At 33.4% G+C, this 26103-nt stretch carries 23 protein-coding genes and 1 tRNA gene; 9 read left to right on the forward strand and 15 right to left on the reverse strand.

The window, feature by feature from the left end:
* Window positions 1-37: 37 nt before the first annotated feature.
* The 8 genes from Q0663_RS07865 to Q0663_RS07900 form a co-directional block, all read right to left on the reverse strand.
* Window positions 38-1216 carry an AIR synthase related protein gene (locus Q0663_RS07865; protein ID WP_299009055.1) on the reverse strand — a complete coding sequence of 393 codons (1179 nt, stop codon included), beginning with the start codon at window positions 1214-1216 and terminating at the stop codon, window positions 38-40.
* Window positions 1217-1322: 106 nt separating this feature from the next.
* Window positions 1323-2822, reverse strand: coding sequence for a carboxypeptidase regulatory-like domain-containing protein (locus Q0663_RS07870; protein ID WP_299009057.1), 1500 nt, complete (start codon window positions 2820-2822; stop codon window positions 1323-1325).
* Between the two features lie 11 nt (window positions 2823-2833).
* Window positions 2834-4180, reverse strand: coding sequence for a CsgG/HfaB family protein (locus tag Q0663_RS07875; RefSeq protein ID WP_274633902.1), 1347 nt, complete (start codon window positions 4178-4180; stop codon window positions 2834-2836).
* A 31-nt stretch (window positions 4181-4211) separates the two neighbouring features.
* Window positions 4212-4628 carry a curli assembly protein CsgF gene (locus tag Q0663_RS07880; protein WP_299009059.1) on the reverse strand — a complete coding sequence of 139 codons (417 nt, stop codon included), beginning with the start codon at window positions 4626-4628 and terminating at the stop codon, window positions 4212-4214.
* A gap of 12 nt (window positions 4629-4640) precedes the next feature.
* Window positions 4641-5378 (reverse strand): CsgE family curli-type amyloid fiber assembly protein, encoded by a 738-nt coding sequence (locus tag Q0663_RS07885; RefSeq protein ID WP_299009061.1) that lies wholly within the window; start codon window positions 5376-5378, stop codon window positions 4641-4643.
* Between the two features lie 3 nt (window positions 5379-5381).
* On the reverse strand, window positions 5382-5777 hold the full coding sequence (locus Q0663_RS07890; RefSeq protein WP_299009062.1) for a hypothetical protein: 396 nt from the start codon (window positions 5775-5777) through the stop codon (window positions 5382-5384).
* A gap of 139 nt (window positions 5778-5916) precedes the next feature.
* On the reverse strand, window positions 5917-6825 hold the full coding sequence (locus Q0663_RS07895; RefSeq protein ID WP_299009064.1) for a hypothetical protein: 909 nt from the start codon (window positions 6823-6825) through the stop codon (window positions 5917-5919).
* Between the two features lie 404 nt (window positions 6826-7229).
* Window positions 7230-9410 (reverse strand): glutamine synthetase III, encoded by a 2181-nt coding sequence (locus Q0663_RS07900; RefSeq protein ID WP_299009066.1) that lies wholly within the window; start codon window positions 9408-9410, stop codon window positions 7230-7232.
* Window positions 9411-9609: 199 nt separating this feature from the next.
* Here Q0663_RS07900 and Q0663_RS07905 point away from each other — a divergent pair, with 199 nt between their 5' ends.
* The gene (locus Q0663_RS07905; protein WP_299009068.1) at window positions 9610-10620 is read left to right on the forward strand and encodes a glutamine synthetase beta-grasp domain-containing protein; all 1011 of its coding nucleotides are present in this window, start codon (window positions 9610-9612) and stop codon (window positions 10618-10620) included.
* A gap of 72 nt (window positions 10621-10692) precedes the next feature.
* Here the strand turns inward: Q0663_RS07905 and Q0663_RS07910 are convergent, their stop codons facing one another.
* On the reverse strand, window positions 10693-11634 hold the full coding sequence (locus Q0663_RS07910) for a calcium/sodium antiporter (protein ID WP_299009071.1): 942 nt from the start codon (window positions 11632-11634) through the stop codon (window positions 10693-10695).
* A gap of 601 nt (window positions 11635-12235) precedes the next feature.
* On the opposite strand from Q0663_RS07910, the gene Q0663_RS07915 reads away from it, so the two are divergent.
* From Q0663_RS07915 to Q0663_RS07950, 8 genes are all read left to right on the forward strand, one after another.
* Complete coding sequence (locus Q0663_RS07915) at window positions 12236-12388, forward strand: SsrA-binding protein (RefSeq protein WP_274633914.1); 153 nt, start codon at window positions 12236-12238, stop codon at window positions 12386-12388.
* A 12-nt stretch (window positions 12389-12400) separates the two neighbouring features.
* The gene (locus Q0663_RS07920; protein WP_299009073.1) at window positions 12401-12634 is read left to right on the forward strand and encodes a DUF2007 domain-containing protein; all 234 of its coding nucleotides are present in this window, start codon (window positions 12401-12403) and stop codon (window positions 12632-12634) included.
* A gap of 75 nt (window positions 12635-12709) precedes the next feature.
* A tRNA-Arg gene (locus tag Q0663_RS07925) sits at window positions 12710-12783 on the forward strand.
* Window positions 12784-13301: 518 nt separating this feature from the next.
* Window positions 13302-13601, forward strand: a complete 300-nt coding sequence (locus tag Q0663_RS07930) for a hypothetical protein (RefSeq protein WP_299009075.1) — start codon at window positions 13302-13304, stop codon at window positions 13599-13601.
* A gap of 111 nt (window positions 13602-13712) precedes the next feature.
* Window positions 13713-18029 (forward strand): CusA/CzcA family heavy metal efflux RND transporter, encoded by a 4317-nt coding sequence (locus Q0663_RS07935; protein WP_299009077.1) that lies wholly within the window; start codon window positions 13713-13715, stop codon window positions 18027-18029.
* Between the two features lie 4 nt (window positions 18030-18033).
* Window positions 18034-19233 carry an efflux RND transporter periplasmic adaptor subunit gene (locus Q0663_RS07940; protein ID WP_299009079.1) on the forward strand — a complete coding sequence of 400 codons (1200 nt, stop codon included), beginning with the start codon at window positions 18034-18036 and terminating at the stop codon, window positions 19231-19233.
* A 52-nt stretch (window positions 19234-19285) separates the two neighbouring features.
* Window positions 19286-21268, forward strand: a complete 1983-nt coding sequence (locus Q0663_RS07945; RefSeq protein WP_299009081.1) for a heavy metal translocating P-type ATPase — start codon at window positions 19286-19288, stop codon at window positions 21266-21268.
* A 116-nt stretch (window positions 21269-21384) separates the two neighbouring features.
* Window positions 21385-21738: a hypothetical protein gene (locus Q0663_RS07950; protein WP_299009084.1), complete on the forward strand. Its 354-nt coding sequence runs from the start codon at window positions 21385-21387 to the stop codon at window positions 21736-21738.
* A gap of 30 nt (window positions 21739-21768) precedes the next feature.
* On the opposite strand, the gene Q0663_RS07955 is transcribed toward Q0663_RS07950, so the two are convergent.
* From Q0663_RS07955 to Q0663_RS07980, 6 genes are all read right to left on the reverse strand, one after another.
* Window positions 21769-23676: a zincin-like metallopeptidase domain-containing protein gene (locus tag Q0663_RS07955; RefSeq protein WP_299009086.1), complete on the reverse strand. Its 1908-nt coding sequence runs from the start codon at window positions 23674-23676 to the stop codon at window positions 21769-21771.
* A 50-nt stretch (window positions 23677-23726) separates the two neighbouring features.
* Window positions 23727-24161: a hypothetical protein gene (locus Q0663_RS07960; RefSeq protein ID WP_299009088.1), complete on the reverse strand. Its 435-nt coding sequence runs from the start codon at window positions 24159-24161 to the stop codon at window positions 23727-23729.
* Between the two features lie 61 nt (window positions 24162-24222).
* Entirely contained in the window at window positions 24223-24813 is a 591-nt protein-coding gene (locus tag Q0663_RS07965) for a glycosyl hydrolase 108 family protein (protein WP_299009090.1), read from the reverse strand.
* 12 nt (window positions 24814-24825) lie between these two features.
* Window positions 24826-25332 (reverse strand): hypothetical protein, encoded by a 507-nt coding sequence (locus Q0663_RS07970; RefSeq protein ID WP_299009092.1) that lies wholly within the window; start codon window positions 25330-25332, stop codon window positions 24826-24828.
* Window positions 25316-25600: a hypothetical protein gene (locus Q0663_RS07975; protein WP_299009094.1), complete on the reverse strand. Its 285-nt coding sequence runs from the start codon at window positions 25598-25600 to the stop codon at window positions 25316-25318. Before Q0663_RS07975 ends, Q0663_RS07970 begins: the two co-directional genes overlap by 17 nt.
* A gap of 2 nt (window positions 25601-25602) precedes the next feature.
* A complete protein-coding gene (locus tag Q0663_RS07980) occupies window positions 25603-26088 on the reverse strand; it encodes a carboxypeptidase-like regulatory domain-containing protein (RefSeq protein ID WP_299009096.1) in 486 nt (161 codons plus the stop codon).
* Window positions 26089-26103 lie beyond the last annotated feature (15 nt).

Consider the following 26103-nt stretch of genomic DNA (forward strand, 5'->3'; position numbering starts at 1 on the left):
CAGATTTCTCTGAGGATTATACTTTTACTTTACAGTATTAATATTCAAAAGTTCCGTATTCACTTTTGATAGTTAATTGCTTTTTATCAGATTTTTCAACTCTACCAATAATCTGTGCATTTACGTTAAACGTTTTTGAAATAGTAATAATCTCTTCTGCTATTTCTGGAGATACATATAACTCCATTCTATGTCCACAGTTAAATACTTGATACATTTCTTTCCAATCTGTTTTTGATTGCTCTTGTATCAATTTAAACAATGGTGGAATTGGAAACATATTATCTTTTACGATGTGTAAATTATCTACAAAATGTAAAATTTTTGTTTGAGCTCCTCCTGAACAGTGGATCATTCCATGTACCTCTTTCGAAGAGAATTTCGATAAAATTTCTTTGATAATTGGCGCATAGGTTCTTGTTGGCGATAACACTAGTTTACCAGCGTCAATCGGAGAGTTTTCTACTTCATCTGTTAATTTTGTATTTCCTGAATACACTAAATCAGACGGTACTGAAGCATCAAAACTTTCTGGATATTTCTCTGCTAAATAGTTGTGGAATACATCGTGACGCGCAGAAGTTAATCCGTTACTCCCCATACCTCCGTTGTATTCTTTTTCATACGTTGCTTGTCCGAATGACTCTAAACCAACAATTACATCTCCTGCTTTAATATTTGCATTATCAATTACATCGGTACGCTTCATACGAGCTGTCACTGTAGAATCTACAATAATGGTACGTACTAAATCACCAACATCAGCAGTTTCACCTCCTGTTGAATGAATCGTAACTCCAAATTCTTTCAACTCATTAATTAACTCTTCTGTTCCATTAATAATTGCCGATAAAACTTCTCCTGGAATATTATTTTTGTTACGTCCAATAGTAGAAGATAACATAATGTTATCGGTAGCACCCACACACAATAAATCATCAATATTCATGATTAAAGCATCTTGAGCAATGCCTTTCCATACCGAAATATCTCCTGTTTCTTTCCAGTACATGTATGCTAAAGAACTTTTCGTTCCCGCTCCGTCTGCATGCATTATTAAACAGTAGTCCTCATCATTTGTTAAATAATCTGGAACTATTTTACAGAAAGCTTTTGGAAATAATCCTTTGTCAATATTTTTTATAGCATTGTGTACATCTTCTTTCGATGCCGATACTCCGCGTTGTGCGTAGCGTTTAGATACTTCGTTACTCATTTGTTGTGTTGTTGTTACCTGCAAATTTAGGTTTTATTACGCTTTTATCAAGAAAAAAGCGAACGTTTTTTACACGCTCGCTTTCTAAGTAATAGTTAGTTTTCTTTTATTCCCAATCTGGCATTGTCGCATTTTCAAACAATGCTGTTCTAGTTGTAGATCCTTCACTAAAAGGTACTTTATAAATTGTTTTTGTTGAAATTCCGTCATTGGATGTATTCACAAAGATAATTTCAGCCTCATTAGGTGATAAGCGAGGGTCTAAATCATTTGTTCCATCAGCTTTTCCCTCTGATAAATCAGTAACTTCTGCCGTAGCAAATTTATATAAAAATAAATGACTGTTTAGTTGCCTATAATTACTTGATTCATATCCAGAAACATCTCTGGTATACAACAGTGAGCTTCCATCTATTGTAAAATTAATTCCACCTGCAGCTCCTTGCATTCCTGTTAAAACAGTATCAATTATATTTCCTGCCATATCAATCGTATAGATTTGTGCATTATAGCCACTTGTGTTATTGGTTTTCAGTGCTATTTTAGATTCATCATTATTCCAGTCACATTCAGTAATGTAACTACCGTCTGTTGTTTGATAAATTTGCTGTAAACCACTTCCATCTTTATTTATCAAGTATAATTTATCGTAATGTGGATATATAATTCGATCTCCGTTAGACGACCAAGCGAAATCTACTTCATTTAAATCAAATGCAACTACAGGAACATTAGATGTAACTTTTTTAACATCTGAACCATCTGTTTTCATTGTATAAATATGAGTTTCGTTATTATCTGTTCGTAAGAAGGCTACCAAATTTGCCGCTGAGTTTTTTCTTGGTCTCCAAGAGTTTGTGGTTGGGGAGGTTAACAGAAGTTCATTTATTGGCGCTTCATTAATATAGTCTCCTGAGTAAATAACATTATTTCCTTCTTCCTGTCTTGTATAAAAGTATCTATTATCAGGTGTTGATGTTACTTTAAATGTACTTACAGTACTTAATACTTCGGCATTAATACCATCTGATGCTCCTATTTGCCAAAAATATTTTACTCCAAATTTTAAATCAGTTACCGTATACAAAGTGTCTTTTACATTTTCAAAAGATATAATATCATTATTTAAGTCGTTTTTAATTTCTATCCTATATGTTATTTCATCTTCATCTGGGTCGGTTGATTTAAAACTTAATTCTACCGTGTTATTTACATCTTCTATGCCATTAGCTGGAGCTCTAAGCTCTGGTGCTGTTGGTGGGTCATTTAATGCTGTTTCTATATCTAATTCAAAAACCACATTAATTTCTGTTTCTGCTCCTAAACCTACAGGTTGAAAACCTGTTAAATACCCCTCTTTAGTGGCACTTACCGAATATTCTTGTGCTGGTACATCTTCCATTAAGAAGTAACCATCTTCATCTGTAAAAGTCGTGTTATTGGTTGGTGATAATGCAATTTTTGCATTAGCTATTGGCTCAAAACTTCTCTTTTTAACTACACGTCCTTTAATAGTACCAAATTCAACAAAATCTACAGTGTCTTCACTACAGTTAAGTAAGGTTACACACATTAAAAGTATTGTTATTTTTATTATATTTTTCATTGCTTTCTTTCTTAAAAATAAACATTTATCCCCGCTCCTATTCTCCAAATAAAATCGTTTCTTTTCCCTCTAACTAACTTATCTAAATTATCTGAGCCTAAAAGATAGTTTTCTCCATAAAGAGTTAAACCTATTTTATTTGTTATTAAATATTCTAATCCTAGACCGTACTGAAACTTAAACATTGGATTGTCTAGATTTTTTTCTAAAACCGACCCAACCCCTACATACACATAAGGTGTTAATCTATCATAAGGTAACATATTGTACTCTAAAAATAGGCTTGACGTTAAAAATGTGTTTTTAAAAGATCTTTCATTTTCTAACGAAAACCTCCCTACACTTCCCCCAAAACTAAATCTAGGATCCTTAAAAAAGTATCTATATTTTAAATCGAACCCAAATCTTGCTACTGGATTTGAGTAATCTCCTGAAACTATTGAAGCTCCTCCCATTACACTCATTGAATTGGTAGCTCTTCTTTTCTCTTGTTTTCTATTAAATAATAAAGTGTTATCTGCTTCATTTTTTTCTTTTAAATATTCATTTTTAAAGAGGTTAACAACTGTATCACCTCCTTGGGGTGTCCATAAACCATCAACCACTCCTTCTATAATTAACTGCTCTACTGCTTTATCTATAGCTTCTTTTACAGCTAATTGCATAGGCTCGTTTTTTGTTACTCCTGTTTCTGCCTCTAACAATCTTCTTAATGAAACATACCTGTATAAATTAGCTGAAATACCCTGAGAGAGTATTGTTTTAGATACGTAAATGTTTTTTAAAATTTGCCCGTTTGATGTAGATACCGCTCGTAAATACACTGTTATCCTGTCTTGTCGGTATTGGTTAGACGCTCCTGCACCAAAGTACCGAAGTCCTGAACCTCCTGTAATTATATTTGAATCGTATGAAACAACACCGCCTTCAAGTATAATTCCTGCAAAAAGCAATGGTGGCATTTTTTGAGAATCCCCCCCTTGATACTCCTGCCTAGTAGATCTTATTATTTGTCGTTCATTTAATAGGTTAGCAATATTTTCTCTTTCTATTGGGGTAAACCATTTTGACTCTTCTAAAGACTTTAATAAAATTGATGTTCCTCCTTGGGTAACTGCTGTACTAAATGTAGATCCATTTTCAGTAGGCTTGTACTGTCCTGTTTGATCTCTAAACTTATAAACTCCTACGATTATTTTCTCGACAGGTTGAATTTTTTTAATTAAGTCGTTTTGTAAAGAGGTATTCTCTCCTATTCTAGCATTTGTAGTATCAAATGGTTGGTTTAGGTATGCTCCACAACTAGAGAACAAAATAAAACTTAAAGAGAATAGTAGTTTAAATAATAGTTTTCTCATAAAACTTAAGTTATAGTTAGTCGTTTGGTTATTAATTATTTGGTATTATAATCTGTGTTTGTTCTCCTGTTTGAGTATTTAAAATATTTACAGACAACCCACCGCTTGTAGGTGTAACTTCTACTACTAAAGACCCAAACACATAGGTTCCTACAGTTAATCCTTGATCCCCAAACTGTTCTTGAAACAGATCTTGCGACAAGGAATTTAGTAATTGCCTGTTTAAGCTGTTTGTAAAGTTCTCTAAATCTGAAGGCTGTTGAAAAGGATCTTGTCCTTCTTCTTGAAAGTCATTTTGTGCATTAGCTGATGCTAAAATTTGCTGATATCCGAATGGATTATTTCCTCCGAAAAAAGGATTTATAGGTTTATAAACCAATTCTTGTGAAAAAGAACTGTAGCTTGCTAAAAACAAAGCAATTACCATTATATTGACTTCTGTTTTCATAACTCATTTTGTTTAAATTTTATAACTTAGTAATTTATTTCGTTGTTTTGAGTAGGTACTTAACCTTGCCATAGTTGCTTTTACAGCTCGTTTAAGAAAATCTTCTCCTGGCATAGTCATAAACTCAAAAACCTTTTTATCATCAGCTTCTATTATTAAAACTGTAGTCCTTCTTAATCCTGGTTTTTCTTTTATTTTTATAATGAAAGGATACTTTAATCCTGAGAGTAAATATTCTTGATAAAAAAAATCATAAAAATCCTTTCCTATCTTTGTTTTTGCTTCTTCAATAACCAATCCTTTTAATATAAAATTAGACTCATCTATTTTTTCTTTATTCATTACACCTACCTTTTTAGGTATTATTACTAGAGTGTCTTTATCTATTAAAGTTTCCTTGTGCTTTATAAATAAATAAGCTCTTAGCTCTTCATCAGGGTTTAAGCTTAACCTTATTAATGATAGCTCTTTTTTTTCATTAGGTTTTAAAGAAAATTCTCCTGATTGTTTATTGTTAGAGTAGCTTCCATCTTTACTCTTTTTTAACACCAATAAGTTGTAATTAAACTCATCTTTAAACAATACTCCTTCATTTTCAGCTTGTGCTTTTACTGCTATAAAATTGTCTTTTTTAAGAATAAGAATTTTGGCTTTTACCTGATTTATTTCTTGAGCATAACTTGTTGTTATACAAAGTAAAAACAGAGTAATATATTTTATTTTTCTTTTAAAGAAATTAAACCTTAGCATCTTTTAATAGTTCCTAACTATAATTGTTTTATAATTAGATTTTTGAATGATTTTCACATTTTCCATTAAAGAGTTTGTTCCGTACACCTGTAATGAATTTGCATTCCCCTGTTGAAGAATATTCATTTTTGTAGGAGAAACATTGTAATAATCTATAAAGCTATAATAGTTGTTTTTTCCCTTTTGCCCCACTAACTGTACATCTCTAACTCCACTTTTTAATTCTGCTACATTATTAACTCCTAACTGATTAATTGATAGATTATAATTATCAACCGATTTATCATAATCTTGTAAATTATTTAATGAGTTGATATTTTTTTCTAAAACCAGAAAAGAAGCATCACTTCCTATTTGAGGTACAGACACAAAGTAAGTAGATGTATTTTGTTGTGTCATAGCTTTTAAACTAAATATTAATAGGATTATACACAATATCATTTTTATCCTTCTCATCATTACTTTAGTTTCTTATTAATAAGGGAGAGGAAAAGAAAACCCTCCCATTCTCCCTTATCTTTGTTGCTTAATTAAAAATTTATAGTCCAGTTTGTTCAACACAAGCTTTGTTCATGTAACCTGCCTGTCCAATAAAACTAGCGTTTCCAGAACCTTGTGCATCTTGAATAACAGAAGCATGGTTTTCTACTCCAAATTGGCTAATTAAACTTAAGTTAATCCCTGTATCTGCATTTTGATCAACGCAAGCTTCGTTACCCCAACCTGTTTGTGCAATACCAGAAATATTTAAACCTCCATTTGAAGATTGATTTGAAGAAGCTACATTTCCGTTGCCAAACTGAGCAATACCATCTATATTAAAGCTACCTCTTTGAACTTGTTTAGCTTTATTATAATTACCAATTTGTAAAATACCCGCTACACTTCCTGGCGCACCATTAGTTCCTGTGCTTTGATCTTGATGAGCAAAGTTTCTTCTACCTGATTGCGCTACAATAGCTTCATTATTATCATAACGTTGTTTTTGAATAGAAGTGTTTTGACGCCCTGTTTGATAAGCATAAGCTCTGTTATTTTCTGACCAACCTACACCAACATCTTGTTGTGCATAGTTTTTATATCCTACTTGATTTACAAAACCAGTGTTATAATCACCATGTTGCTTAATGTCGGTTTCGTTCTTTCTTCCTCTCTGATATACAGTAGCTTCATTTCCCAAACCTCCTGAAAATCCTTGATTTTGTCCATCCTGATCAATATTAGATAGATTTCCAACTCCAGTTTGAACAACACTTGCATCATTCATATGTCCTGTTTGATCTACATAACTTGTGTTAATTGCCGCCCCTCTATCTCCGTAAGAAGGTCCTACTTGAGGAACTGAACACCCAATACAGTTAGCTTTAGGTGTTGGTACTGGATTTGCGAACTGTGCAAAAGCTGTTCCTGAAGCTAAAAAAATAGCTGCTAATAAAATTTTTTTCATAATAGATAATTTTAAAATACGTTAGTTAATTTTTAGCATACTCTATCTACGACAAGCTTAAAAATAATGTTGCTTGTTTGTGGGAGAGTGCTAAGTAAATAAGGGTAAGATAAAATTATGGGGTAAAATGTAAAGATTAGTTTGATAACCGTAATTACATCCATCAGTTTAAAATAAAACTGTAATAAACTATATAGTTTGCCTGTTTAAACGTAGCTAATATACGTTTTTTTTAGTTTCAAAAACCAATCAAGATTTTTTACTTTTAAAAAAAAGTGAATAAGAGAAGCCAAAAACACACTATAAACGCAGCCTTTAGCTTTACATTTCTTTATCCTTAATTTTAAAAAAAGGGGAGAAACCCCCTTTTTTTTTATGTATTTTCTTCTTTAGAATAAGTTACTTTATCTAGTAAACAAAAGCTCCCTGTACTTAGTTAAAGGCCATAGATTATCATCTACCATTAATTCCAATTTATCGCAGTGATAACGAATTTCATCAAAATAAGGTTTCACTTTGTTACAATAAGCATCTGCATTTTTTTGTCCTTCTAGTTTATTTGCCTTTTTACGTTCTTCAATCATTTGTTCTACTTTAGAGTTAATTTCAGCGATATGATTAGATATTTTCTGAATTAAATCGATTTGTTCGTTAGCGTATTTCTCAAAATTATTTCCAAAAATCTCTTTCAGTCCTCTTACATTTTCTATCAACGTATTTTGGTATTGAATAGCGATTGGTATCACATGATTTCTCGCAATGTCACCTAACACTCTACTTTCAATTTGTATTTTCTTTGAGTATTCTTCTAACTCAATTTCATGGCGTGCTTCTACCTCAACCTTATTCATTACGCCCATTTCTTCGAAAAGAGAAATTGCCTTTTTTGAAATTTTTGCTTTTAAAGCTTCAGGAGTTGTTTTGTTATTTGACAAGCCTCTTTTCTTTGCCTCCTTTTCCCAAGCTTCTCCGTATCCATCTCCTTCAAATCGGATATTCTTTGATGCTTTAATGTATTCTCTCAATACATTAAAAATAGCTTCATCTTTTTTAAGCTTTTTCGTGTCAATTAGCTTATCTACCTCCTCTTTAAACTCATTTAATTGTTTAGCAATAATAGTGTTCAGTACAGTCATAGGACCCGCACAGTTAGACCATGACCCTACTGCACGTAACTCAAACTTATTCCCTGTAAAAGCAAAAGGTGATGTTCTATTTCTATCCGTATTATCTAATAAAATTTCAGGGATTTTCCCGACAATATTTAATTTTAAATCTGTCTTTTCTTCTGGCGATAATTTCCCTTTGGTAACGTTCTCTAATTCATCTAATACCGATGATAATTGTGTCCCTATAAAAACTGATATAATAGCTGGTGGCGCTTCATTTGCCCCTAAACGATGATCGTTACTAGCACTTGCTATCGATGCTCTAATTAATTCTTCGTAATCATGAACTGCTTTGATGGTATTTACAAAAAAGGTTAAGAATTGTAAGTTTTTCATCGGAGTTTTACCCGGACTCAATAAATTAACCCCTGTATTGGTAGATAAACTCCAGTTGTTGTGTTTTCCTGAACCATTGATTCCTGCAAATGGCTTTTCATGAAATAATACTTTGAATTTATGTCTTTGTGATACTTTTTCCATCACATCCATTAATAATGAATTGTGATCTACTGCTAAGTTTGCTTCTTCAAAAATTGGCGCTAACTCAAACTGATTTGGTGCTACCTCATTATGTCGTGTTTTAACTGGCACTCCCAACAGCATACATTCATGTTCTAAATCGCGCATAAAATTCAATACTCTTGTAGGTATTGATCCAAAGTAATGATCATCTAATTGTTGTCCTTTTGCCGGAGCATGTCCTAACAATGCTCTTCCTGTCATCATAATATCAGGACGTGCAGCAGCTAAAGCTGTATCAATTAAAAAGTACTCTTGCTCCCAACCTAAGGTTGCATTTACTTTACTTACGTTCTTATCAAAATATTTACAAACTGCTGTAGCCGCAGTATCAACTGCTTGTAATGCTCTTAATAAGGGCGCTTTATTATCTAACGCCTCCCCTGTGTACGCAACGAAAACTGTTGGAATACATAAAGTAGTACCATAAATAAATGCTGGTGATGTTGGATCCCATGCGGTGTATCCACGAGCTTCAAATGTATTTCTAATTCCTCCATTAGGAAAACTCGAAGCATCTGGCTCTTGCTGCACTAGTTGACCTCCATCAAACTTTTCCATAGCTCCACCATCAACCGTTTCAAAAAAGGCATCATGCTTTTCTGCTGTAGATCCCGTTAGTGGTTGAAACCAGTGTGTATAATGAGTGGCTCCTTTAGATAAAGCCCAGTCTTTCATACTCACTGCGATCTGATCTGCAGTTGTTCTATCTATCTTCGTTCCAAATTCAATCGCATCCATAACACTTTGGTATGCCTCTTTGGTCATATGCTGACGCATTGCTTGCTCGTTGAAAACATTCTTACCAAACAATTCTGAACGACGTTCGTTCTCTTCTACTACAACTGTTTCTCTATGTAAAATCTCTTGTAATGCACTAAATCTTAAAACTGACATATATGATAAGGTATAAAAGTTAAACATTTCAAAAATACAAAATTACATCCAACAAAAAACACACCCCCCAAAAAAAACAGGGGTTAAATTAATTTTAAGTTAATTTAAAACAATATTACCCCCTAAAATTTTGCTTAACCAAATAAAATACCCACTTTTGCAACGTATTTAATTCCATAACAACACAAAAACAAAAATCATGAGTAAATCAAAATTAGAATACATTTGGTTAGATGGTCATGAACCAACTCAAAACATGCGTAGTAAAACTAAGGTTGAAGAAAACTTTAGCGGTAAATTAGAAGACTGCTCTATGTGGTCTTTTGACGGTAGTTCTACTGAGCAAGCATCAGGAGGTGCCTCTGACTGCTTATTGAAACCAGTTGCTATTTATCCTGATCCAACTAGAAAAAACGGATTCTTAGTAATGTCTGAAGTTTTAAATGCTGATGGAACTCCACACGCATCAAATGCTCGTGCTACTATTGACGATGACAACAATGATTTTTGGTTTGGTTTTGAACAAGAGTATTTCTTAATGGATGCTAAAACTGATTTACCTTTAGGGTTCCCACGTGGTGGATTTCCTGGACCTCAAGGGAAATACTACTGTTCTGTAGGTGGAAGATACACTTGGGGAAGAGATTTTGTTGAGGAGCATGCTGACTTATGTATTGAAGCTGGCTTAAACTTTGAAGGAATTAACCAAGAGGTTGCTCCAGGACAATGGGAATTCCAATTATTCGCTAAAGGTGCTAAAAAAGCAGGTGATGAAATTTGGGTTGCTCGTTATTTACTAGATCGTTTAACTGAAAAATATGGTTACTATATTGAGTATCATCCAAAACCAGTAAAAGGAGATTGGAATGGTTCTGGTATGCACGCAAACTTCTCTAATACTACATTAAGAACTTGTGGTTCTCAAGAAACTTATGAGAAAATTTGTGAAGCATTTAGACCTGTTACTGATGAACACATGGATGTTTACGGTGCTAACAACGATGAACGTTTAACTGGATTACACGAAACTGCTCACGTATCTGACTTTAGTTATGGAGTTTCTGATAGAGGTGCCTCAATCCGTATCCCTATTATTACTGTAGAAAAAGGATGGAAAGGTTGGTTAGAAGACAGAAGACCTGCTTCAAATGCTGATCCTTACAAAGTAGCTGGTAGAATTATAGAAACCGTAAAAGGTACCAACATATAATTAACAAACACAACAACACAACTAAAAAAGCCGCAAAATTGCGGCTTTTTTTATTTTATGACTAATTCGTTTTTACGAAATCGTTAAATAGATGAAAGTTGCATACGTTCCTAATAAGAGAACACCATCTCTCCAACCTAAACGCAATCCTTTAGGAATAAATACTAAAGGTAATATTGCAAACGAAATACCCAACATCCAATAAATATCATTATTTATTAAACTATAGGCATCTGGTTTTACCTCTACAGGCGTAATCATGGCTGTAATACCTAAAACGGCTAAAATATTAAACACATTAGATCCTACAAGGTTTCCTAATGAGATTGCTTTCTCCTTCTTTAATACTGCAATAATTGATGCCGCTAATTCAGGAACACTAGTACCTACTGACACTACAGTTACTCCAATAATCGCATCACTTACACCAAAATGTTGCGCCATAGCTACCGAACCATTAATCAATAGCTCAGAACCACCCCATAAACCAACTCCTCCAACAGCTAAAAACAAGGCTATTTTATATAATGGTAACTCTTCATCATCTTCAGGCATCTCATCAACAACAGCTTGTTTTTGAAAACGTAGTAAGTAAATTAAAAACACCACCAACATTCCAAACAAAATAGCTCCTTCATAAAATTGAATTGTCTTATCATTTACAATAAAAAAATACAACATAGCCGAAGCAATCATCATTACTGGCCAATCTGTTTTATAAAAACTTTTTTCTACATCTATTGACGACAATATTACTGTTATACCCAACACCAAACCAAGGTTTGCTATATTAGATCCAATTACATTTCCTACAGCTAACCCTGTGGCGCCATCTAAAGCTGATTTTATACTTACAATTAACTCTGGTGCTGAAGTAGCAAACGAAACTACTGTCATACCTATTACAATTTTTGGTATATGCAGTTTAAGTGACAAACCTACTGCTGCTTTTAACAGCCAATTTCCTCCTAAAACCAACAATGTTAAACCAATAATAATGTATAAAATGCTCATAAAATATTTTTTTGGCGAAGATACTCTTTTGTAACGAAGTTTTGAAACATTAACCCTCAGATAAAGTCCACTTTTAACTCCCTTGTTTTTCACTTCTGAACCTGAACAAAAAAATCAAACTGATTAAAAAGCGGTAAAAAAAAGACCTTATTCCCTTTCCTTTTTAAAAAGTCGCAAAAAACAGCCTTTAAAACATTACTGATTAAAACAATAAATACACTTTTAAATTACATTTGAAAACAACAATAAAGAGTCAATAGCTACATATTAAAACCATAATAACTTTTTTAACTTCAATTGTATATTCAAATTAATTAAATCTTATCTGAAAATTTGGCAAGCATCTTCTACTTGCTATATATTCATAAAACAATTCCGGAATTGATTAAGAATTATCAACTAAAAAACATTAAAATTCAAATGATTACAATCGCATTAAAACTAATTCTCTTAACCATTAAAATTGCTGATTTACTATTAGGCTTGATTTTTTAATCTTTCTTATTATTTACAAAACTATGTCATTTTGAGCGATGTAAAGTGAGCTTCGCTCATCATAACTCATTATTTTTCGTTATTTTTGATATAGAATCAACAACTAATGAAAAAAAGCATTTTTAAATTATTAGCTAAGCTAAACAAAGCGCTACTACCCTCTTTTACCAAAAAAGAGTTGGATGTTACTAAAGCTTCAAAATTTCAATTAGCAATTATTGGATGGCGAGCTTATGTTACTATAAATTCTTTGGACTAAAACTTATATATTATGAACAAGCATGTAAAAGTTTTTTCGGGAACTCAAATCTTTGTTGGCCGATTAAGTCAACTACTTGATGAAATTAATGTTCCATATTTAATTAAAGACAATAAAGAATCTGGGAGATTGGCTGGTTTCGGTACTTTAGGCAATTCTATTGATGTATTCATCTATGAATCAGACGTTGAAAAATCTCAGAGCACTATTGATAGTTTTAAAGAAGAAATAGCAGAAGACAAATAAATTAAAAAAGGTGAAAAAAATTATTTTTTTTGCTTTACAATTTAAAAAACATTCTTATATTTGCACCCGCAAAACGGCCTCGTAGCATAACTGAATAGTGCACTTGATTACGGCTCAAGAGGTTGCAGGTTTGAATCCTGCCGAGGTCACAAAAATCCTTCTTAATCTATTGATTTTGAAGGGTTTAATTTTTAAAGGGTAAGTATAGTAGTAAGTTTTACATCCCAAAACAAAAACAACATCTTTATCTTCAACCTCTATTATAAGATAAGCTTTATTTTCGGGAACAAGTCTATTATTTTTCTATCAAGTCTTTTAACTGTAATGTCTGTATAATTTACAGAAACCACACTTAAACTTTTATCTTCAAATTCAAAGCCCAATTTTACCTTAGATAAATCTTCTTTGCGAAAACAAGTTGCATTGGGTTTCTTTTTACCTTTATGACACAAGCTATATCAAGGCTTTGCAAGTAGCACTACTTAATTCTTTTAAAACAATCCAATTTGGATATATAAGAATATTTTCAAAAGTTGATAAAAAAATAGGAAGGATAAAATAGTTAAACTAATACAATTACCAAATATTTTTTATGCACACAAAAATATAATTATCTTTGCCTAAGTTTATGAAGCATCTAATAATCTATATATTAACATTTTTATTGATGTCGCCACCGCTACTGGCGCATAATGATGTTATTATATATGAAGATGATATCGAGCAACATATTGATGTTGATCATGAACATGAAGAAGAGCATCATCAAAATGATAATGATGAAGATAAGAATAAGGAGCACCACCATCATTGTTCCATAGAATTCTCTTCAATTTTGGCTATTTCTTTTCCATTAAACCAACTTCAAATAGTTGTTGCTTCTTCTGAAAAAACTTTAATAAGTTTTTATCAATCAATTTACAATTCTTCTTATTTAGACGGTATTTTCCAACCACCTCGGGTTTAGAGTTACTAGTTTTAAGTTATTCTGAATTTATTTCAGAAACTCATTTTAATGCATCTTTTCATTAGAAAAGATGTCTACTAATTAATGTAAATAGTAACAAAATTCATCATTATGTTGGATAATATTATAAAATTTTCGATTAAAAATAAATTGATTATTGGAACATTGGTATTTGCTTTAATAGGCTGGGGAATCTATTCTGCAAAACAATTACCAATAGATGCTCTACCAGACATTACCAATAATCAGGTACAAATTATAACTTCAGCCCCTTCTCAATCAGCTCAAGACATTGAGCGTCTGGTTACATTTCCAGTTGAAATGACTATGTCTAATATACCAGATGTAGAAGAAATACGTTCATTTTCACGCTTTGGGTTGAGCGTAGTAACTGTTGTCTTTAAGGACAACATTGATATTTATTGGGCACGTCAACAAATCAGTGAACGTCTCATAGAAGCAAAAAACCAAATTCCATCTGGTATTGGTACACCTGAAATGATGCCTGTAACAACAGGATTGGGTGAAATTTATCAATATACTTTATATGCTAAAAAAGGTTATGAGAAACAATACGATGCTATGGAGTTACGCTCTATTCAAGATTGGATTGTCCGTCGTCAATTATTGGGGTTAGAAGGTGTTGCAGATGTAAGTAGTTTTGGAGGATATCTTAAGCAATACGAAGTTGCACTAATACCAGAGCGTCTATCTGCCTTAAATATAAGTATAAGTGACGTGTTTAGTGCCTTGTCAAAAAACAATCAAAATACAGGAGGCGCATATATTGACAAAAACCCAAAGGCCTATTTTATACGTAGTGAAGGTTTGATAAAAACGTTAGACGATATCAAAAATATTGTTGTAACGAATACTCAAAACGGCACCCCTGTTTTAATTAGAGACATAGGAAAAGTACAATTTGGTAACGCCATTCGTTATGGTGCTATGACTAGAAATGGTGAGGGTGAAGTTGTTGGTGCTATTGTAATGATGTTAAAAGGAGCTAACTCATCTAAAGTAATAAAAAACGTAAAAGAACGTATTTCTCAAATTGAAAAAAGTCTTCCTGAAGGTGTTGAAATTCGCCCATTTTTAGATAGAACAAAGTTAGTGAATAAAGCTATTAAAACAGTTTCAACAAACTTAATAGAAGGAGCTCTAATTGTAATTTTCATCTTGGTTTTACTTCTTGGAAATTTAAGAGCCAGTTTAATAGTTGCTTCGGTTATTCCTTTATCTATGTTATTCGCAATAAGCTTAATGAATTTATTCGGTGTATCAGGAAATCTAATGAGTTTAGGTGCAATTGACTTTGGGATTATAGTTGACGGATCTGTTATCATTGTTGAAGCTACTTTACATCATCTGGGATTGCGAAAATCAGGTACATTACTTTCTCAATCTCAAATGGACGATGAAGTGTATCAATCAGCCTCAAAAATTAGAACGAGTGCGGCATTTGGAGAAATTATAATCTTAATAGTGTACTTGCCAATTTTAGCTCTAGTAGGTATCGAAGGAAAAATGTTCAAGCCAATGGCAATGACCGTTAGCTTTGCTATACTTGGAGCATTTATTTTATCGCTAACATACGTACCAATGATCAGTGCACTTTTCTTAAAGAAGAAGTTAGTTGATAAAAAGAATTTTTCAGATAAAATTATCGAATCAATTCAAAAGGTTTATGAACCAATATTAAATTTTGTACTTACTAATGCTACCAAAGTAATTATTGCTACACTTTTAATCTTTTCGTTTAGCATTTTTACGTTTACTAAAATGGGTTCAGAATTTATACCGACACTAGATGAAGGAGATTTTGCTGCACAAATGATGGTAAGTACAGGAAGTAGTGTATCTCATACTATTAAATCATCTGAAAAGGCAGAACAAATTTTATTACGAGAATTTCCAGATGAAGTTATAGAAGTTGTGGGAAAAATAGGTTCTTCTGAAATACCAACTGATCCAATGCCTATTGAAGCGGCAGATATAATGATTATCCTTTCTGAACCAGACCATTGGACTAAAGCAAATTCCAAAGAAGAATTGGCTCAAAAAATGCAGGAAAAACTTGAAGAAAATATGGTGGGAGTAACCTTTGGTTTTCAACAACCCATACAAATGCGTTTTAACGAATTAATGACTGGTGCACGACAAGATGTTGTATTAAAAGTTTATGGAGAAGATCTAGATAAATTAATTTCTTATGGAAATAAGATTGCGAAAATAATTCCAACTGTTCAAGGAGCTGAAGATTTATATGTTGAAAAGGTTGGTGGATTACAGCAAATCGTAATCGACTATAAAAGAGAACAGCTAGCACGTTACGGATTGGCTATTCAAGATGTAAACACAACTATTAATGCAGCTTTTGCTGGACAAAATGCAGGAACAGTATATGAAGGTGAAAAGCGATACGATTTAGTTGTAAGATTACAAAAATCTAGTCGCAGTAGTATAGAGGATATTAAAAAACTCTATGTTACAATGTCTAATGGTATGCAAATTCCATTAGCAAGTGTTGCCGAAATAAGTTTTAAAACAGGTCCGAATCAAATTCAAAGAGATGACGCTAAACGTCGATTAACTGTCGGGTTTAATGTACGTGGACGTGATGTGGCTAGTATAGTCTCTGAAGTAAAAAAGAATATTGAAGAGAAAGTTCAATTTGATGCAGGCTACTATGTAACCTATGGGGGTACGTTTAAAAATCTAGAAGAAGCACGTACAAGATTAGGGGTTGCCGTACCTGTGGCCTTGTTACTTATTTTTATGTTACTGTATATTACGTTTAAGTCGGTAAAACAGAGCTTACTTATTTTTATGGCAATTCCTATGTCGGCCATTGGTGGAATATTTGCATTATGGTTGAGAGATATGCCTTTTAGTATCTCGGCAGGAATAGGGTTTATTGCGCTATTTGGTGTTGCTGTTTTAAATGGTATTGTACTTATTGCTGAATTTAATCGCCTCAAAAAGGACGGAATGACTAATGTTGTCGACATCATTAAAAAAGGAACATCGGTACGTTTACGCCCTGTTATAATGACTGCTTTGGTAGCGTCTGTTGGTTTCTTACCAATGGCTTTAGCCACATCAGCAGGAGCAGAAGTGCAAAAACCATTAGCTACTGTAGTTATTGGTGGTTTAGTTTCAGCTACTTTATTAACCTTGTTGATATTGCCAATTTTATATATGTTTTTTGAAACTAAATCGATTAAAAAACCGAATAAAAATACAATAACTGTAGCTCTATTTTTCTTAGGTATTTCATTTGCCAGTGCTCAACAATCTACCAATGTTTTAATTGAAAAAGAGGCTATCGAATTAGCATTAGCGAAGTCAGTTACATTAAAAAAGGCCACATTAAATATTGAAAAGCAAAAGACTAACATTGGCGGAGCGATAGTATTAGAACCCTTATCAGTTAACTATCAAACTGTGGGAATTGCACCCAATGCAGATGAAAAAGAATGGAGTATAAATCAAAATTTTGGTTCTATTTTATCACATATTAATAGACAAAAACTAGCTAAAACACAAACAGAGTTTGCAAAGCTAAATGCAGATATATCCCAAAGACAAGCTGTTTTAAATGTTCGATATTTATACCAGCAATGGCATTATTTATATGCCTTAAAATCCTTGATGGAAGAACAGCAAAAAAATGTAAATGCTATAAAAAGCATCTCAAATAAGCTACATGAATCAGGAGAAATAGGTGGATTAGAAAATGATGTTACTATTCTACAATCCTTGGGTGTACAGTCACAAAAAAGTAATGTATATAAGCAGTTTATTAATATAGAAAATCAGTTAAAATTCTTATTGCAATTAGATAACAAAATTGTGCCAGAAAAAGAATTTCCAAAACCATTACCATTACCATTACCAACTATAGAAAGCAATTCGACAATGTTTTTAGATGCTATTAATAAAAGTAATGAAGTTGCAGATAAAAAAGTTGCAGTAGCTAAATCCATATATTTTCCAGAAGTTACTGCTGGAATTATTAATAGGAAAGAAGGAAATGCTAACGCATATACAGGTTTTAGAGTAGGCTTAAATATTCCTTTACCGTTTGGAGGTAATAAAGCAAAAATCAAAAAGCAAAAAATCATAAGAGAAGAGATTGCCTTTGAAAATGAAGCGAAAAAAGTAGCCTTAAAAAATAATAGTAGCAGTTTGCAATTGCAGGTTGTACAGTTACAATCAGAATTAGAAAGCATCAAAAACACAACCGAACAGGCCCAAAAGTTCATTATAAAATTAGAAACGGCTTATAAAGCGGGCGAAATAGATGCTTATCAATACAATCAGAGCTTTAATGCTTATTTTCAAGTAATGCAAAACTATTTACAATTAGTAAACACCTATAATAAAACAGTTATAGAATATGAATTCTACAACAAAAAATATTAAACAAATGAAAAGAATAATAATATTATTTATGGTAATTTCAGCTGTAATAAGCTGTAAATCAAAACATGAAGATGATCACAATCATGAAAAAGAACAATCCAGAATTGTAAAGTCTGAAGAGGATAAAGGTGATTCGGAAGAACATTCAGAAAATGAAATTCACTTAAACGCTACTCAAATAAAATCGGCAAACATACAAACCGATAGTATTCGTGAACGAAATATTCGTGAGCGCATTGAAGTTACAGGGAGTATTGAAGTGCCTCCACAAAGTAAAGCAACTGTATATGCTCCATTAGAGGCCTTTGTTTATAAAACAGATTTGTTGCCAGGAGATAAAGTTCATAAAGGACAAACAGTAGCAATTTTACAGCATCCTAATTTTACCGATTTACAATACAACTACTTAGAAGCAATAAACAAACATTCTTTAGCAAAATCCGAATATGATAGAAAGAAGATGTTATTTGAAAAAGACATTGCTTCAAAAAAGTCGTTCCAAATGGCTCAAAGTGTGTACTTATCTGCAAAAAGTTTAGTAGACAGTTATGCATCACAACTGAAAATGGCAGGAATTTCACCCACTATTGTTAGAAATAGTGGTATACAACAATATGTTTATGTAAAAGCACCAATTTCTGGTTACGTTGTAGAGAACAACCTAAATAAAGGAAAATTTTTAGAAGCAAATTCGGAAATGATGGAAATTATAGATAACGATCATAAACATGCTGAACTCAATGTGTTTGGTTCTGATATATCAAGATTAAAGATTAAAGATGAGTTTGTATTTAAACCTAATGGTATAGATAGAGAATATAACGGTTATATTAAATTGATTAGTCAAAAAGTTAATGACCAAACAAAAACTGTTAATGTTCATGGGCATTTCGAAGATGAACAACAATTACTAAGAGCGGGTACATTTATAAATGCTGAAATTTTGTTAGGTGGTGAAAATAAGACCACAGTACCAGAAGAAGCCATTGTAGATATTGAAGGTGAAAAGTTTATATTCATGGCTGAAAGTAATGAGGAATTTATTCCATTAGAAGTCACAATTGGAAGTACCGATAATGGGTTTACAGAATTAAAAACTATTCAAGAAAATAACTTTAACATTAATATAGTAACCAGCGGTGCACATTTTTTAAAAGGTGAATTACTTAAAAAAGCTGGAGGAATGGAAGGACATGCGCATTAGCAGAATAGTCGATACCATTTATATAAGATGATCATTAATATTTATTAAAAAAATGTCACAACAAAAACATACTAAAAACGACGGACACAATCACGAAAATCACGGTGGATTTTTAGGTGAAAATACAGAGCTTTATTTTGCTATTGGAAGTGGAGTTTTCTTTTTCGCAGGATTAATTATAGAAAAATTAACCAACTTACCAGCCAACTATGCACTGATAAGTTTTATTATTTCCTTTTTTCTTGGTGGATTTTTTACAACTAAAGAAGCCATCGAAAAAATAGGCAAAGGACAGTTTGAAATAGACTTTTTAATGCTAGTAGCCGCAGCAGGTGCCGCCTATCTTGGAAAATGGGAAGAAGGTGCAATGCTTTTATTTTTATTTAGTATTGGGCACGCTCTCGAAGAATATGCAATGGGTAGAGCCAAAAAATCTATTCAAGCATTGGGCGAATTATCACCTAAAAAGGCACTTGTAAAGCGCAATAATACAACGGTTGAAGTTCCTGTTGAAGACCTTAAAATAAACGATATAATCGTGGTAAAACCCAACACCAAAATTTCGGCAGACGGTGTTATTATAAAAGGAAATTCGAGTATCAATCAAGCATCAATAACTGGCGAAAGTATGCCTGTTGACAAAAAAGCGATTGTAAATACCAATACTATTTCAAATTTTGAAACAATAAATGCAGAAAACAAGGTGTTTACAGGAACAATAAATGGCGACAATGCACTCGAAGTACAAGTATTGCGATTAAGTAAAGATAGTACCATTGCACGATTGGTAAAAATGGTGAGCGAAGCCGAAGACCAAAAATCGCCAACACAATTATTAACCAAAAAATTTGAAAAGTGGTTTGTTCCAGCGGTAATCATTTTAGTCGTTGCCTTGTGTTTTGCATATTTAGTTATTGACGAAACACCAAAAGAAAGCCTTTACAGAGCCATTGCTGTTTTAGTAGCATCAAGCCCTTGTGCTTTGGCAATTTCTACACCAAGTGCGGTGTTAAGTGGTATTGCAAGAGGTGCTAAAGGCGGTGTATTAATTAAAGGCGGACGTGCATTAGAAGACCTCGGAAACCTTACCACTATTGCTTTTGACAAAACAGGAACACTAACAGAGGGAAAACCAAAACTAACCAACGCTATTGCTCTAAACGGTTTTAATCAAGACGAATTTTTAAAACTGGTTTTAGAAGTTGAAAGTTTAAGTAATCATCCTTTAGCAAAGGCTATTTCAAAAGATATAAAAGCGAATTATCAATTAACAACCCAAAACAAAGCAAGCAATATCAAAGCTATTCAAGGTAAAGGTATTTCAGCAAATTATAATAATGGCGAAGTGTTTATTGGAAACGAAACCTTAATGATTGATAAAAACATTACTGTGTCTTCAGAAATAAAAATGCAAGCCAACGACTTACTAAAAAACGGACATACAGCAATGCTTGTCGCCTTTAATAATAAATTAATCGGTTTGTTAAGTGTAATGGATGTACCACGCGAACACGCCAAAAGTACCTTGCTAAAACTAAAAGAAATGGGCATTAAAAAAATGATAATGCTTACAGGCGACCATCAAAATGTTGCCGATAGTATTGCTAAACAAATTGGGTTAACCGAAGCAAAAGGAAGTTTACTTCCAGAAGATAAGGTAACTGCGATTAAAGCACTAAAACAACGTGATAGTAAAATAGCAATGGTAGGCGACGGTGTAAACGATGCACCTGCAATGGCAAACAGTACAGTGGGTATTGCAATGGGCGCAATGGGTAGCGATGTTGCGTTAGAAACTGCCGATGTTGCCTTAATGTCAGACAAAATTGAAAACCTACCTTTTGTAATTGGATTAAGCCGAACATCAAAATCAATTATCAAGCAAAACCTTTGGATGAGTTTAGGAATTGTCGCCATATTAATACCTTTAACACTTACAGGAATTGCCAAAATCGGACCAGCAATGTTATTGCACGAAGGCTCTACACTATTGGTGGTTTTTAACGCGTTGCGTTTATTGAGGTATAAAGAATAATTTGTTTTAGAAATTATTTAGTAGAAAATTTTGCAGATGTCGTAGATACGGCATCTGCCTTGTTTTTATTAAAGATCATATTTTTATAGTGGTTTTAATCTTAAAACTCGTTCAAAATGATAAAAACAAATAATTTAGTTACGCTAAACGCAAGTCCGAGTGATGATGAATATTTAGCAAGTGTATATTTAGAGTTTGATGAACAAGAGTATTTTACTTTAGCTTTTTCTGAATATGAAAAAGATGAAGCTATTTACATTGAAAACGCAACTCAATCTCAAAGTATTAGAAGTAATAATATTGATTACAAATTGTCAAATGATAGTTTAATATTTTCATTCGATGATGAAATAAGAAAATCATTGAACTTAAAGCATAATACATTTTATGTTTCTTTTGACCTTAATAAAGAAGACCATAAAAATCTTAAAGAAAGCCTTAAAGCTGTCTTTAAGAATGTAAAAAGCTAAAAAAAAGCCACGTGTCCGTGGCTTTTTCTTTTAAAATTCTACTTCTTGTATTTCTTCTGTACTTGAATTGATATTATTCAACTTTCCCGAATAAATATTATACTGCAACTCCTCCAACGACTTCGTTTGATAGCGGTTTTTATCCGTATAAACATAATGCTTTTTATAGTCAGCATCCTTTTCAACAAAGAAAATGCAATCGCCGTCAAAACCGCTTTTAGAACCACCACGCATTTTTCCGTCTGTGGTTTGCTGAAACACGATTAAAAATAGTTTTCCGTTATACTTTTTTCGTAGGTGTGTATCAACTTCTAATTTGTTATCGAGTTCTTTTAACTTGGCAAAGCTGTCGATTACGATAACATCATTTTCTTTAATCAATTTATCGAGTTGACTTAAATTTTTGATTTCGGCATTGTCGATGTTTTCTTCAGCTTTTTTATTGAAGTACATATCTACCTTATCCCAATACACCTTACTATCGGGGTGTTCTTCCATTGATGCGTGTCCGACCTTATATTTTTGAGCGAGAATATTCATAAATCGAAACGCAAATCGAGTTTTTCCGCTTCCTTGTTTTCCTGCAATTGTCAATACCAAACTTTCTTTTGATTTGATTTCCAAATCACCTAAAAAAGTCGCTAAATCTTTGTCCTGTATATCGTACATTTCAAAGGTTTTATTTTTTCGCTGACTACGTTTGTAAGCTAATGAATTACGCTTTTTAGGTGCTGAAACTTCACTTACAATCGGCTGTGCTAAAATTGGTTTTTTACGAGTGCTTTTCGTTACATATACCAATTGCTTTGGGGGTAATTTTGGTGTCGGTTTTGTGGTTACTTTTTTAATCTCTCGATAAAATTTCGGCTCTTTGTTTTCATCTACTTGTAAAAGATAATCAACGGCTTTTTGGGCTTCGGTTGCTGAACGCATCAACAAGGTTTTATCCTCGCCCATAAATTGTAATGCCATTTGCCAATTCTTTAAATAGTCGGCGTGGTTTTGTTGAGTTTTCCACAAAATACCTGCCTGTGCTGATAAGAACACCGCACCAAACTCGGCGATTAATTCCTCTTTCGCATACGGAACAGAACCAAACGGATTTCCTAAAGGTCGGTTTAAACGGCTCGGATGCCCTGTGCTGTGTATCATTTCGTGAAATAACGTGCTGTAATAGTTTTCACTTTTGTAAAAGGCTTCGTAATTCGGCATTTTAACAACATCGTGTAAGCCGTTATAACTCGCTCCTTTGTAGCCGTGTTTTATTTTCGCTGTGTTCTTCGGAAAGTTTTTGATTATCAATTCCGCCATTTGATTTTTCGCATCGGTATTGATTGCATCATCTTTCGGCAAAAATCCTAACCTTAATTTATCTAACTCGGATAAACTATCGAGTTTAAAATCTATTCCCTCGATGTCTTCGCCGTTGAAAATTTTGTAGTATTTTAAAATAGGTATGGTTTCCACCAATACGTCAAAATGACTATCGTTTAAACCTTTTGATTTTAAATGTTGTATCATTTTTCCTTTGTTGTAAGTAGCTAATTCATCTTTCTTTTCTTTTCCCTCGAACTTGTATAAACGTGTGAAGTACACCACCATTTGACCTTTTGCACCCAGTCGAATTTTACCGCCTTTTTCATTTATCTGCTTCCTGGTTAAGAAGTATGGATTTTTAAAAACTGTGTACGGATTTCCGTTTTTGAGCAATAACACATTCACACCTCGATAGGTTTTATTACTGATAAAGTTTGCAGGCATTTGATAACCGCCGTAAAAGAAGTCTTGATTCCAACCGAGTTCGCCGTCGCCTTTCGATTTGTTGACCGCATCCACCACCATATCGGTAATCATTTGATAAATTTGGTCGGGTTTTACAGGCGCATTTAGTGAGTTAATTTCGTTGTCATCTGCTTCGATGTAATCTAAACCTGCCAAAAATTCGATTGGTAAACCTTTGGCAGATTGTGGTGTTTTACTTGCAGGAATTACACCGCTTTTTTTTTCGAGGTAACTTTTACGATGTTACCTCCTGCTTTGTATTTGTAGCCTTTTTTTAGTCGCCCTGTTGGTGTCAAACCCTCTTTTTGCTTTGTTCCTGCTAATCCTTTTCGATTAGGTTTTGGCACTTGTGGTCGTGCTTTTACAACACTACCTTTGATAAAACGCCACCCTTTGCGTAAACGTCCACAACTCGTTAAGGCTTCTTTGTATGCGCCTTTGTGTCTTGGTGCGTTTAACGAAGTCGGATAGCTTTTTACTTGAATTGTAAACGTCTTATACTTCGGATTGTCTAACAAGATTTTTGAAAGCCTGTAAACTACTTCCGTATTGTTTTCTTGTTTGGCTTCTTCGATGAGTTGCTGTAAATATTTTCGGCTGACTTCTTTGCCGTCTAATTGTTGAAATTTCGTTGTTGTCATTGTTTCTTTTTCGATTTTTGATATAGGTAGATTCCTAAAATTGATACTCCGATTAGGCTAATTACGATAGTCGTTTCGGTACTTTTTTTTTAATCGTGTCGATTAAGCTGATGCCATACTTTTTTGCCAAATTGAACACTCGACTATTCCAACTTTTTGAAAAGTATTTGTAGTCATCTAATCGGCTGTAATGGTGTAGGCGTTCTTGTCCGATTTTAGCGAATAGTTGTTGCGGATTTACCGAATTAATCGCCTGTAATGTTTTCGCTCCGATAACGCTATCGACTTTTAAATTCTTACCGAAATAGCGGTTTAATGTTCGTTGCACAATGCCTGCGGTAACTCGTGGATTGGCATTTATAGAATGGTCGGCAACCATTTCCGCCACCGCTTGACTTTGAATTGCATCGCCTTTGATTGCATCCCAAAAGTGAATTTTAAAAAGTTGATGCGCTTCGGTTTGGGTAATGCTTTTCATATCCGCAATAGTCGGCGGTCTGCCAATTACTTTTTCGTAAAACTTTGCTGATACTCCGTAATTCGTTCCCACTCGTTGACGAAGCGAATTGTAATTGCCTTTGTCGTTGGTTAAGTTCTGATAACCGCCCTCTGCTTCTTGTATCGAGTGCTTAAATAGTTCATAGCTTGCCATTTTCTTTTTCTTTTAAATGATGTTAAACTTGGATAACAAATACACAACAAACAACAAGACTAAAAAGGCAATCAATAACCAAATTGGTACTTTTGACCTTGTTTTAACCTCTTTGTGTTCCTTGCGCACTTCGGTTGCTTTGCTTTGGTAAATGCTGTCGTGTTTTTGCTCAATTTTGTTTTGGGTTTGTTTGATTGTACTTGTAATTTCAAAACCTTTTGCTTGCGTATCGAAACGAATATCGTAGCTGTTTGCTCCGCTTTTTTTTCCTGTTTTAAAGTTGGCTAAACGTGTTGTTAAAACACTATCCAACTGCTCACTTCCTGTGCTGATTGGCAGAAAAATAGTGTCTTTAATTCCCAAGCTAATCGTGGTTGAAACGATGCTATCTTGTTTTGTAAAAGTGCTATCGTTTTTTAGGGTTGCTGACTTTACAAACTTGCGCTTGGTTGATGCGCAAGTTGTAAACAGTAAAGCCAATACAATAGCGGTTAAAACGTGCTTAAATGTCTGTGCCATATTTCCGAATGTATTTGTCTAAATCTTTTTGTTGTTTGTCAATAATGCTGTGTAGCTTCGTGTTCATTTGTTCAAGCTGTGTGATGTACTCGTTGAGTGATTGGATGCGAGCGTTAAAGTCGCTTGTTACACTTCCTATCATTTGCGAGTTGATTTCAAAAGCACGCTTGTAGTTCTCTATTTTTTGGGTTTTCAACCCTGCAAAAAAGGACACGAAAACCCCGATAATCGTTGCGATTTTTTCCCAATGGTTGAATACAAATTCCATAGTTATACGCTTGTTTTTTTAGTTGATTTCTTGTCGTCTTTTGCAATAGCATATACAAAAAGTAATGCCGTCAATCCTAACCCTGCATAGAGGTAATTTTGTTGTTGTTTTTTACCTGTAATAATGACCTCGTTAAGCATTTCGTTGGCTTCCTGTAAGGCGATTGTTTTAGGTAATTCAGATGCTTTAATTTTGATTGTATTAAACCCTACAAACGAAATACTAATTACATCGTTTGGCGATGCGTGTATGGTAAAATTTCCGTTCGCATCGGGCATCGTTCCTTGTTTTGTATTGATGTTGTAAACGTTTACCAATCCTGCTTCAAAAGGCTTATTGGTGCTTTCGTTGATGATGATTGCGTTTACTAATGTTTGTGGTGCTTGTTTCATAGTGCATCCGCATTTTTTATCGGTTGTGTTAAATTCTTGTTGGTCGTGTTTGGTACTCGGACACGCCAAACCGAAGATTGGTAAATCACTTTCCATAGTCTTTTTATTTTT

It is taken from the genome of uncultured Tenacibaculum sp., from assembly GCF_947504135.1.
In the GTDB taxonomy this organism is placed as follows: Bacteria; Bacteroidota; Bacteroidia; order Flavobacteriales; family Flavobacteriaceae; genus Polaribacter.